Raw genomic sequence first — 10488 nt, 5'->3', positions numbered from 1 at the left:
TCTCATTCCACGGCATAAGCAGCTCCACTCAGAAGTACTCATACCTATGTTGTAAGTGTCTACCATGTCCCCGAACAAGTGTTCATGATGTCCCCGGTCTGTACACTCCCACAGGGAGAGGGAGCTGATACGGCGTTGTGGTCAGGTATGGGAGGCGATCTGTAACACCGTCTGGATAATCAATGGTCAGCCGGCGATCGCTGCTCCCCCTCACCCCACAGGGAAAAGGAGCCAGTCCGGCGTTGTGGTCAGGTATGGGAGGCGATTTGTAACACCGTCTGGATAATCAATGGTCAGCCGGCGATCGCTGCTCCCCCTCACCCCAGCCCTCTCCCCAAAAAGGAGAGGGAGCCAGTACGGTGTTGTGGTTAGGTAGATTTCCGTAACGTATAGCAAGCTCGATCGGTCCCCTCGCCCTGTGGGAGAGGGTTAGGGTGAGGGTGTGAACGGAAGCCAGAAGCTACTTCTGTAACTTGGCCAACAGCGTTTTACGGGTAATGCCCAGCTGTTTGGCCGCCTCGGTCTTGTTACCGGCGGTCTGTTCCAGCGCCGCCAAAATCGCCTGTTTCTCTACCAGCTCCAATGGCTGGATCGCTTGGCCACATAGGCGATCCGGCTGCACATCGACGCACTGGCTGATGCTCAGCGGCAGCTCTTTTTCACTGATAAAGTCCCCGCTCAGCAGGATCACCCCGCGCTCAACGCTGTTTTCCAACTCCCGCACGTTGCCCGGCCAGGGGTATCTCAGCAGCATATCCATCGCCAGCGGGGTGAATCCCTTGACCGGCTTACGGTTACGCTCGGCAAACTTGCCCAGAAAGTGCATCGCCAACAGGGGAATGTCTTCGCTGCGCGCCCTCAGCGGCGGGCTGTCCACCGTCACCACGTTCAGCCGATAATAGAGATCCTGGCGGAACCTGCCGGCCTCCACGTCAGCCAACAGATCCCGGTTGGTCGCGGCGATCAGGCGTACATCCACCGATAGGGTCTGATTGCTGCCCACCCGCTGGATCTCCCGCTCCTGAATCGCCCGCAGTAATTTTGCCTGCATCAACGGCGACACCTCACCAATCTCGTCCAGGAACAACGTGCCCTGGTCGGCCTCCATAAAGCGTCCTTCCCGGCGTTTATCGGCACCAGTAAATGCCCCTTTCTCATGGCCGAACAGTTCCGACTCCAGTAGAGATTCGCTCAAGGCAGCACAGTTGATGCTCACCAATGGCCGATCCTTGCGCAGGCTATTGGCGTGCACGGCCCGGGCTATCAGCTCCTTGCCAGTGCCTGATTCGCCGCTGATCAACACCGTCGCTTCAGAAGGCGCGATCATGGCGATCATCTCCAGCAGCTTGCGCATCGGTTCACTGCGGCCAATAAAATTTTGTTGATCGAACAGCAAACGTTGCTTCAGGTTATGGTTCTCGGTTTTTAACGAGGTGTGCTCCAGCGCGCGTGCCAACGTGAGCTGCAACGTATCGAAATCGAGAGGCTTGGTCAGATAGTCATAAGCCCCCGCCTTTATCGCTTCCACGGCAGACTCTACGTTGGAGTAGGCGGTCATGATCAGGATCGGGATCGCCGGGTTATAGCTTTTGATGGCCTTCAGCGCCGCAATGCCGTCCATTTCCGCCATCCGCACGTCGCTCAGGATCAGATCGAACGGCTGTGCCCTGACCTGTTCCAACGCTTGTCGGCCGTTATGCGCCACGCTGACTCGGTAACCCCAGCCGCTTAGCAGCGCCTGGAGGATGGTGCAGTGGCTGATATCGTCCTCAACCAGCAAAATAGGTGCGTTAGGCGTCTGCATGATCCTCCCCTTGTTGTTTGTTATGCCTGAGCGGGATCACCATTGCAAAACGGGTGCCCGCAGGCTGGCCGCTGGTGACGGCGATCGTCCCCTGGTGCTCCTCAATTACTTTCTGCACCATAGTCAGGCCCAGACCGGTGCCCGCCGCCTTGGTGGTGAAGTAAGGGTTAAAGATTTTTCCAAGGTCGTCAGGTGAGATACCGGCACCCGAATCGCTGACGGTGATGCGCATCGCCCCGTCCTTGGTCAGTTCAACTTCAACCTTGAGTACGCCATCCGAGCCAATCGCATGGATAGCATTGAGGTACAGATTCAACAACACCTGAGTGAGGCGATCGGGATCGATCTCCACCCGCGGCAAAGTTTCATCACAACGGCTGCAAAGGAGGATATTTTTACTCTCAGCGTCCTGACGGATCAGATGCAGCGAATGTTCGATCACCTCGTTAATCGCCACCCGCTGCAAACGCAGATCGGCAGGGCGCACCAGCGCCAGTAACTCGGTGATCACCCGGTTGAGACGATCGACCTCTTTCGCCATCACCTTGGCCAGGTCATGCTGTTCGCTACCCGCAGGCGAGCGGTCGGCAAAATACTTGGCGAAACCTTTGATGGAGGAAAGCGGATTGCGGATCTCGTGGGCCACGCCAGCCGCTAAATCGCCGATAGCCGCCAGCTTTTCTTTGCGGCGGATCTCCTCTTGCAGTTGGCGAATTTCCCGCATATCGCGGAAGATAAACACGTTGCCCAGAAAATGGCCGCTGTGATTAACAATATTCGCCACGCTGATGCTCAACGGCAGGCTCTGCCCGCCAGCCAGACGATGGTCAATATCCTGTTCGATGATCGGCTGACCGTGGCTACTTTTCTGTGCCAGTTGCTGCCATTCGACTGGCAACGCCTGATGGCTGGGCTGGCCAAACAGCTCGGCGGCACGACAACCCAGCATCACTTCTGCCGCATGGTTGACCACCCGGATCTGGTGCTGCTCATTGGTGGTGATCAAGCCCATCGGCAAGTTACTGATAATTTCGCTGGAGAAGGCCCTTGAGTCCTGCAACTGCTGGCTTGAACGTTGATAACGCCGCCCCCAGAACAGCGCCAACAAACTGGCTAACGCCAGCAACAGCAGGATGGACAGCAAAATGGAGGTGTTGCGAATATCCTTTGCCTGGGCGGCATCCAGCGCGACGGTGTCAAACGCCGCAAAAATGACGGCCTGCTCATCATCCTGCGGTTCGGCAGCTTCTGGCATACGCGATCGGTTCATCATATGGCCGGAGTGGCCGCTACCGCGTTTGAGCGGTTTAAACCAGCGGTAGGCTTCAAAAGCATTCTGCTGCTGATCCTGCGATTCATCAAATGTCGTCATATGCCATTGTTCATTGCTGGAAACCTTCAGCTCAGCCATCTGCTGTGGGCTATACAACTGTTCACCAACGCGTTGCGGGTCGCTATGCGCCAGGATGCGGCCAGCCCGGTCGGTAATGGCGATGTACAGCACGTTCGGCTGATAGGCCATCTCCTCCAACAGGGTTTGGCGCTGATCGTGACGCCAACGCATGCCCATACCGGTACGGGCACCGGATTCAAACGAGCTCATCAGCACTGAACTTTTCTCTCGTAGCGTTTGGATCTCCACCTCACGCCCCCGCTGTAAATCTTTGATGGCTAGCGTGATGATAATGCCAAGCAGTAACGTAACCGCAGCGATCACTATCCAGGCGGGTAAGAGCGTCGATTTGGTTTTAAATTCCATGGGTTTCCTCTGCAACCGGCACGCCAGCGTGCGAGTAATTATTACCCACACTAACAGTGTTGCGGGTAAAAATAACCCACTTTATCTCTGGATTGCGACCAGCAAACGGCCATCCTCCGCCGTCCGTGATTTTTATTGCTGTCATAAACTTAACGTGCTGCATGCTGAAGTTCCTTGGCTGGCGCGCGTTGGCTGAGATAGCCAAGCCGTAACGGCGATCCTGGATCTATACAATTCCCATGCCAGTCTGAAGCTGGCACGAGAGTTGCAATTAGAGAAATGGAATCCATGAACCCTAAACCAAAGGAAATCAATCATGACGCTGACTAAAACCACCCTCGCCGCCATTATCTCCGTTGCCATGCTGGCCGGTGTTAGCACGACCGCGCTGGCGCAAAATGGTTACCACGCGAACATGGGCAATGCACAGGGAACTCATCAGGGGATGGGCTATCAGCACGGCAACCGTGCGAATTTGACACCAGAACAGCAGGCCGTCAGCCAGAAAGCCTTCGATGAGTTCCAGCTGAAAACCGCCGATCTGCGCCAACAGTTGATGTCCAAGCAATACGAATATCAAGCACTGCTGACCGGCAAGCCTTTGGATGAGCAGAAGGTGTTGGCCGTGAGTAAAGAAATTACCGCGTTGCGTGACAATCTGTACCAACAACGCGTGGCGCTGGATACCGATCTGGCGAAGGCTGGCGTACCGATAATGGGCCACGGGATGGGCAGATCGGGGATGCACAGCGGACGTGGCTGTCGTTAAGCCCTAACATTACCCTCAGATAAAATCGGGAGAACACCAGACCTGTTCTGGTTTCTCCCATCAATTCTTCGCCATTCCAGGATCGTTCAGGCTGTCACCCCGCTATTCATTTACCCCCCTTCAAAACAATTAATAAGACTGATTTAAGACTTATTAATGAGAATATTCTTGGAAAATTGACGAAAAACAACATACTAAAACTCTTAATCTCTATTCTTACGCCCGAATATAATTTTTTGTTGTACCACCTGAATAAAATCAAGTTCCTGCCATACTTATTTGCATGAGACAGCGACTGTCTCTTTGCGCACTTTCATTTTTCGGAGTTTTCTTATGAATAAAACCATCATTGTTGTCGCTCTTGCTGCCGCCGTTCTCAGCGGATGTAACGCTAATCGCACTGCTTCCGGCGATACTTTTACTGCAGCACAGGCCAGGCAGGCCAACTTCGTCACTTATGGCACGCTGGTCTCCGTGCGCCCGGTCACCATCCAGGGGGGTGATGGCACCAACGCCGCTGGAGCCATCGGTGGGGCCGTGGTCGGTGGCTTCCTGGGTAATACCGTTGGTGGCGGTTCAGGGCGCAGCCTGGCAACGGCGGCGGGGGCCGTGGGGGGCGCAGCTGCTGGCTCAGGTATCCAAAGCGCCATGAACCGCAGCGCCGGGGTGGAGCTTGAAGTGCGCCGGGATGATGGCGTGAATATCGTGGTCGTTCAGGCACAGGGCTCAACCCAGTTCCATAACGGGCAGCGCGTGGCACTAGTGACCAATGGCACCACCACCACCGTATCACCGCGCTAAAGATAATAGGTTGCTTCACGGTTTAGGTGTCAGGCCGCAACATGGCCCCCTTGCTGATGGGAGACAGAATTCAGGGACGAACTCCCCTTGCGGGATAGATAGCGAGTTTTCCGGCTCGGCCATTACAATAAAAAACGGAGTTAAACCTGATGTTTATCAAATGGATTAAACGTATCGCCCTGCTACTGCTGGTGTTAATCATCGGTGCGCTGGGGGCGAGGATTTATGACACCCAGCGTGGGCCATCGCTACAGCTTTGGCATACCTTTGTCCCCGATGAAATGCACGCCGATGAGATCGATAAGGCCAGTTGGGCAGACTATCTGACCGCCGAGGACGCCATTTTCAAAGAAGTCCGCCAGAATGTGACCGACAAGCTGGACAGCAGCCAGCAGACCTCGTTGAACCGCTACTATGTCGACAGCCCAATTTATCCCGAAAAGTTTCCCACCGACTGGAACCGCTCCTACATCATGATGCCGGAAGGCAAACCGAAAGGCGCCGTGGTGCTGTTGCATGGTTTGACCGATACCCCTTATAGCCTGCGGCATATTGCAGATAATTACCGTGAATATGGCTATGTGGCAGTCGGTATTCGTTTACCGGCGCACGGCACGGTCCCGGGTGCGCTGACCGACGTGGATTGGCAAGACTGGATGGCCGCAACACGGCTGGCGATCCGCGAAGCCAAGCGCCTGGCGGGTGACGATGTTCCGCTGCATATCGTGGGTTTCTCTAACGGCGGCGCATTGGCGATGAAATACACGCTGGATGCGTTGGATGACCCCCGGCTGACCAAACCCCAGCGCGTGGTGCTGATTTCGCCGATGATTGGCGTCACCAGTTTTGCCCGTTTTGCCGGTATCGCTGGTTGGCCCGCCATTTTCCCGGCGTTTGCCAAGGCGGCCTGGTTGGGGATTGTGCCAGAGTTTAACCCGTTCAAATACAATTCGTTCCCGGTGAACGCGGCACGCCAGTCCTTCCAGCTAACCCAGGCATTACAAAAGCAGATCGCCGCCGATTCACGCAACGGCAAAATGGGCGAATTGCCGCCGATCTTGACGTTCCAATCGGTGATGGATTCTACCGTCAGTACCCGTGCGGTGATCACTGCCCTGTATAACCATCTGCCCGCCAACGGCAGTGAGGTGGTGTTATTTGATTTAAACCAGGCGGTGGCGTTTGGGCCGTTACTCAGAAGCTCATCCTATACCGCGCTGCCACGGCTGCTGCCACCGGCACCGCGTAACTATACGGCCACCATCGTCACCAACGTGACGCCGGAAACCACCGATACCGAGGCACGCACCATCGTCGCAGGGCAAACGGCAGAGACCACGGATCCGCTTGGTATCACCTACTTGCCGGACATTTTCTCGCTGTCGCACGTGGCGTTGCCGTTCCCGTTGAGTGATTCCCTGTACGGGCGTTACCCGGAGCCGCGCAATCAATACGGTATCAGCCTGGGGACCTTTGCCGCACGTGGCGAACGGGCGGTGCTGGTCGTCGGGCTGGATTCGCTGATGCGCCTGTCCTCTAATCCATTCTTCCCGTATATGCTTAAACGCATAGATGACAATATCGGCCCGGCACCGACGAAATAAGGTAGGTAAACCACGGCCAGTGCCCATATGGTGCTGGCCGTGTTGGGAAGAGTGGAACATTTTTATCGTCAGGAACTACGCAATCCGCAGGCCGTAACTCAATAGTAGCTAATGGTAAATACCACTTTGCCATTCGCCTTGCCCGGCGTCGGCGCCGCAGCCGTTTGAATATAGCGTGCGGACAGGGGGACACGAATAGTTGGGCTACCGTCTTTTGGCAGCGTCATCGCCTGTTCCCCCATAAAATTAAACAAGGTTGGCGTTTGGCTGCTACTGCCCCAGCCGATTTGGATACCTACGCCCGTTGCCGCACCGGATACCGACGAGTCGACCGCCATAATGCCATTGGCAGCATCGAGCACAGAGGTGGCCGGGGTTAGGCGCACACCAATACTATTATTGGTTGAATTGGCTACCTGCCCGGTACCCGTATTGTAATTAAACATCAGCGTACTGTTGGTGGTGTTATAAAATCCGTAGAAGGTCGGGCAGTTGGTTAACACGATAGATGCATCTACCCACGGGGTCTTCGCCCCTTGGCCGGTGAAATATTCTTGTATGTCAAAACGCCCTAAGTTGACATTCACGTCCGGCGTGGTACAGGTCTGAGCCGACACCGTTAACTGGCCTTGAAACTGGATCGTATTGAGCCTGAGCGGGAGACCAGTGGTAGTGGTAGGGTGATACAACGGGTCCGTCACCGCCAACGAAACCTTCGGTAGGGTTGATCCATTGAGCGTATAATTCCCTGGCGTCATCGTCCCGATTTTAATCAACGAGACATAGAGTGTTCTGTCCAACAGATAGGTATTATAGTTGCCCCCAAGCACCTGCCTTTGCACATCATTGGGCAGTTGATAGTTTGGTTGTCCTACTGTTGCCGCATCCGCATTATTGCTACGGGAGATAGCAATACCTACGCCAGGAATACTCGTCTGGTACACTGCGCCGCCGAAGGGGCTACCCGTCCAGTTGGAAATGGATAAAGGTGCCTGATCGATAAATAACGCAATGTTGATCCAAAAATAGGTATCTGCTGACAGACAAGTCATCTGCTCTTTTCCAGGATCGCCACCAAACCACCGCCCCTGATAAATGATCGTTCCTAATGGGACATCGGCACCCGCCGATATCGTTGTTGGGCTCAGCTGCACAGTATCAACACGAGGAGCGCCATTCAAGGGAGAACAAGCCACCATAGCCAAGGCGCTATTGCTGGCTACCATGAGCAAAAGTAGCCCGACTGTACGCAGTATTATTCTCTTCATTTTTTCACCTCTGGCACAACCGTATGCGCCACACTTGCTCTATTATTATGATCTGCACAACGTAAATTATTTGACTTTACCCGCCGAACAACGGTCATACCGAACGGCTAACCCTGATTAACAACCCAGGTAGGGAAATTTGTTAGCACTATTCCCATCAGCAAACCTGATACTTTATTTATCGATCTTTGCATGATTAACATCCTTTTTCTCATAATCTATATAGGCAATGACAGAAAGAATAAAGTTGGAATTCGTGGCTACAGTAACTAGGGTCAACCGTCTTTATTTACCCGAGAGGCAAATTTGTCTTTGCTCAATAGTAGTTAATCGTAAACGTCACTTTGCCATCCGCCTTGCCCGGCGTCGGGGCCGCAGCCGTTTGAATATAGCGGGCAGCCAGAGGAATACGAATGGTTGGGCTACCGTCTTTTGGCAGCGCTACCGGCTGTTCTGATGCAAAGTTAAACAGCGTCGGCACTTGGCTGCTGTCGCCCCAGCCAATCTGGATGCCTACGCCTGAAGCCGCACCAGATACCGTCGAGTCAATAGCCATCACCCCATTGGCAGCGTCGATCACCGACGTTGTCGGAACCAATCTCACACCAACACTGTTATTCAGTGGGGTAGAAACCGTCGCGGTTCCCGTGTTGTAATTCATCAGTGTCGTGGTATTGGTCGCATTATAAAAACCGTAAAATGTCGGGCAGTTAGTCAGATTGACAGACGCGTCAACCCAAGGGGTCGTCGCACCAGTCCGGGTAAAGTAATCTCTTATATCGAAAGAACCCAATGTCACAGACACATCCGGCGTCGTGCAGGTTTGTGTAGAGATCTTCAGGGTTCCCTGGAAATTGATATTATAAAAAGTAAACGGCAGCCCGGTGACAGCGACGGAGCCAGGATGGCTATTTACTGGTTGTTCAATCATAGTCCTGATACTCGGGAGATTTGCCCCGCTCAAGGTAAAGCTGCCGGGCGTGATCGGCCCCGTTTTGATTAGCGAGACATAACGTGTTGAACCGCCTATATTAAAAGCTCCCCCTAACTCATTGCTAACCTGCCTGATAGGGTTCTCTGCATCGGTGGTCACTGCGGGTCTATTCGGTACTATCGGACTGCCACTAGCAGTTCGTGAGATAGCTACTCCAATCCCGGGAATATTCGTCTGATAGACGGCACCAGCAAACGGGCCCGTCATCAAGCTGCTTAGAGGTAACGGAGCATTGGTAATCAGCGTTGAACTGCTGTACCAAAATGATTTACCTACGTCGACCTGTGCCCACTGGCATTCCATCAAGGTGTTTTTCATCAACCAACTGCCTTGATACAGTATGGTACCCACGGGAGCATCAGCCCCGGCAGAAATCACTGGCGGGCTCAACGGCACCGTTTCAGTCTGAGTTGAGCCAGCCGGAAACGAACAATTCGCCACAGCCCAACTATTGGCGCTGGTAACGCTTAACAAAATACCGCCGAGCAGACCCGACACTTTATTTATTGATAATTTCATCTTTCAATCACCCTCTTTCTGGCTGGCGATGCCAGAAAGGAAACAATTTGTCATGCTTGGCTGTTAACCAGGGTTAACAGCCGGTATCGTGTCATTTTTCGCCAGTTTCACTCCCTAGGAACTGGATGAGGCCGTCGCCGTGCAAGGAGAGTTGAATTGCTGTATCTGCTCCTGCTTCTGGCTCTTGGCTATCGGCATCAGCACATAGCTGACCGTACATTGCATCTCACCGCCTTCGCCCATTTCACTCGCAGTTGGCCTTTGTCTTCTGCCACACGCGCATACAACTGCCCGCCCTGGCCTACTGAGCCTACGCTGTTGCCCTTGCCATCAAAGATATCGGCGCCGAACGGTACCGGCTCCCCTTGATAGGTCGCGTTCACCAGAATTGGCGTCCCCTGCTTAGTAGTATATTTCATCTTCACCACCGCACCGGAATATGGCGCCACTTTCTGGCTGGTGTATCCAATTCCACGCCGGCCGCCATCCCTTTCGGGTCGATACTGATCTCATTCATCTGGTACGGAGTTTAGGTAAGGCACTATCGCGTAACCCCGTGAATCAATGCTCACGCCGGGATACGATGAAACCTTAGCCCCCTCTGCACCCTTGGCTTCCACCAGCGCGAAAGTGTCCGACGTGTACCGTGTAAAGGTCACCCCGCCAGAGTGGGCAATCACCGTGCCGTTCATCCCCGCAGAGGCGCTCTGATAGCCTTTACCGGTGCTGTAAGAACCGCTCAACGCCGTCGCCGGAGTGCGATAGTTCCCATTTTGCGATCCGCTGCTGCCCTGGCCCTGATTAGCATTCATCGCCGTCACGCCATAGCCGAACTGACTCTCCGCCCCGGCACTGCCGGATACCGTCGCCTGCTGACCATAACGGCCGCTGCTGTCATGAGACAGATCCATGCGTAGCTGTGGCGTATGCGTCTTGTCGTTGCTTCCCAGCGGCAGGCTGAAACTCAACA

Annotated in this window: 10 protein-coding genes; 3 read left to right on the top strand and 7 right to left on the bottom strand. The window is 54.3% G+C overall.

What is annotated here, in order from left to right; all coding sequences use genetic code 11:
- Positions 1-460: 460 nt before the first annotated feature.
- Genes ACLQ7H_RS12775 through ACLQ7H_RS12765 form a run of 3 tightly spaced genes read right to left on the bottom strand, consistent with a single transcriptional unit; the run spans position 461 to position 3726 of the window.
- Positions 461-1804, bottom strand: coding sequence for a sigma 54-interacting transcriptional regulator (locus tag ACLQ7H_RS12775; RefSeq protein ID WP_411752990.1), 1344 nt, complete (start codon positions 1802-1804; stop codon positions 461-463).
- Entirely contained in the window at positions 1791-3563 is a 1773-nt protein-coding gene (locus ACLQ7H_RS12770) for an ATP-binding protein (RefSeq protein WP_411752989.1), read from the bottom strand. Before ACLQ7H_RS12770 ends, ACLQ7H_RS12775 begins: the two co-directional genes overlap by 14 nt.
- Positions 3553-3726, bottom strand: coding sequence for a hypothetical protein (locus tag ACLQ7H_RS12765; protein ID WP_411752988.1), 174 nt, complete (start codon positions 3724-3726; stop codon positions 3553-3555). Before ACLQ7H_RS12765 ends, ACLQ7H_RS12770 begins: the two co-directional genes overlap by 11 nt.
- Before the next feature lie 153 nt (positions 3727-3879).
- Between ACLQ7H_RS12765 and ACLQ7H_RS12760 the strand changes: the two genes are divergently transcribed.
- The 3 genes from ACLQ7H_RS12760 to ACLQ7H_RS12750 all read left to right on the top strand — a co-directional run bounded on the left by ACLQ7H_RS12760 (position 3880) and on the right by ACLQ7H_RS12750 (position 6737).
- Complete coding sequence (locus ACLQ7H_RS12760) at positions 3880-4332, top strand: periplasmic heavy metal sensor (RefSeq protein ID WP_411752987.1); 453 nt, start codon at positions 3880-3882, stop codon at positions 4330-4332.
- 333 nt (positions 4333-4665) lie between these two features.
- A complete protein-coding gene (locus tag ACLQ7H_RS12755; RefSeq protein ID WP_261145315.1) occupies positions 4666-5133 on the top strand; it encodes a glycine zipper 2TM domain-containing protein in 468 nt (155 codons plus the stop codon).
- A gap of 149 nt (positions 5134-5282) precedes the next feature.
- Positions 5283-6737: an alpha/beta hydrolase gene (locus ACLQ7H_RS12750; RefSeq protein WP_411752986.1), complete on the top strand. Its 1455-nt coding sequence runs from the start codon at positions 5283-5285 to the stop codon at positions 6735-6737.
- 98 nt (positions 6738-6835) lie between these two features.
- On the opposite strand, the gene ACLQ7H_RS12745 is transcribed toward ACLQ7H_RS12750, so the two are convergent.
- From ACLQ7H_RS12745 to ACLQ7H_RS12730, 4 genes are all read right to left on the bottom strand, one after another.
- Complete coding sequence (locus tag ACLQ7H_RS12745; protein ID WP_411752985.1) at positions 6836-8005, bottom strand: fimbrial protein; 1170 nt, start codon at positions 8003-8005, stop codon at positions 6836-6838.
- Between the two features lie 316 nt (positions 8006-8321).
- Entirely contained in the window at positions 8322-9518 is a 1197-nt protein-coding gene (locus ACLQ7H_RS12740; RefSeq protein WP_411752984.1) for a fimbrial protein, read from the bottom strand.
- A gap of 197 nt (positions 9519-9715) precedes the next feature.
- Positions 9716-9937 carry a FimD/PapC C-terminal domain-containing protein gene (locus ACLQ7H_RS12735; RefSeq protein WP_411752983.1) on the bottom strand — a complete coding sequence of 74 codons (222 nt, stop codon included), beginning with the start codon at positions 9935-9937 and terminating at the stop codon, positions 9716-9718.
- A gap of 90 nt (positions 9938-10027) precedes the next feature.
- Positions 10028-10488 (bottom strand): fimbria/pilus outer membrane usher protein (locus tag ACLQ7H_RS12730; RefSeq protein ID WP_411752982.1); only part of this gene is annotated, 461 nt, incomplete at its 5' end.

The sequence above is a fragment of the Serratia sp. (in: enterobacteria) genome, from assembly GCF_046715635.1.
Taxonomy (GTDB): Bacteria; Pseudomonadota; Gammaproteobacteria; order Enterobacterales; family Enterobacteriaceae; genus Chania.
Note: the sequence above shows the minus strand (reverse complement) of the source record. Positions and strands in the feature narration are given on the sequence as shown.

Excerpts from the sequence above, each read along its gene's own strand:
- ACLQ7H_RS12750 (WP_411752986.1), top strand. The coding sequence starts at position 5,283 with ATGTTTATCAAATGGATTAAACGTATCGCCCTGCTACTGCTGGTGTTA.
- ACLQ7H_RS12760 (WP_411752987.1), top strand. The coding sequence starts at position 3,880 with ATGACGCTGACTAAAACCACCCTCGCCGCCATTATCTCCGTTGCCATG.
- ACLQ7H_RS12775 (WP_411752990.1), bottom strand. The coding sequence starts at position 1,804 with ATGCAGACGCCTAACGCACCTATTTTGCTGGTTGAGGACGATATCAGC.
- ACLQ7H_RS12745 (WP_411752985.1), bottom strand. The coding sequence starts at position 8,005 with ATGAAGAGAATAATACTGCGTACAGTCGGGCTACTTTTGCTCATGGTA.
- ACLQ7H_RS12755 (WP_261145315.1), top strand. The coding sequence starts at position 4,666 with ATGAATAAAACCATCATTGTTGTCGCTCTTGCTGCCGCCGTTCTCAGC.
- ACLQ7H_RS12770 (WP_411752989.1), bottom strand. The coding sequence starts at position 3,563 with ATGGAATTTAAAACCAAATCGACGCTCTTACCCGCCTGGATAGTGATC.
- ACLQ7H_RS12735 (WP_411752983.1), bottom strand. The coding sequence starts at position 9,937 with ATGAAATATACTACTAAGCAGGGGACGCCAATTCTGGTGAACGCGACC.
- ACLQ7H_RS12765 (WP_411752988.1), bottom strand. The coding sequence starts at position 3,726 with ATGCAGCACGTTAAGTTTATGACAGCAATAAAAATCACGGACGGCGGA.
- ACLQ7H_RS12740 (WP_411752984.1), bottom strand. The coding sequence starts at position 9,518 with ATGAAATTATCAATAAATAAAGTGTCGGGTCTGCTCGGCGGTATTTTG.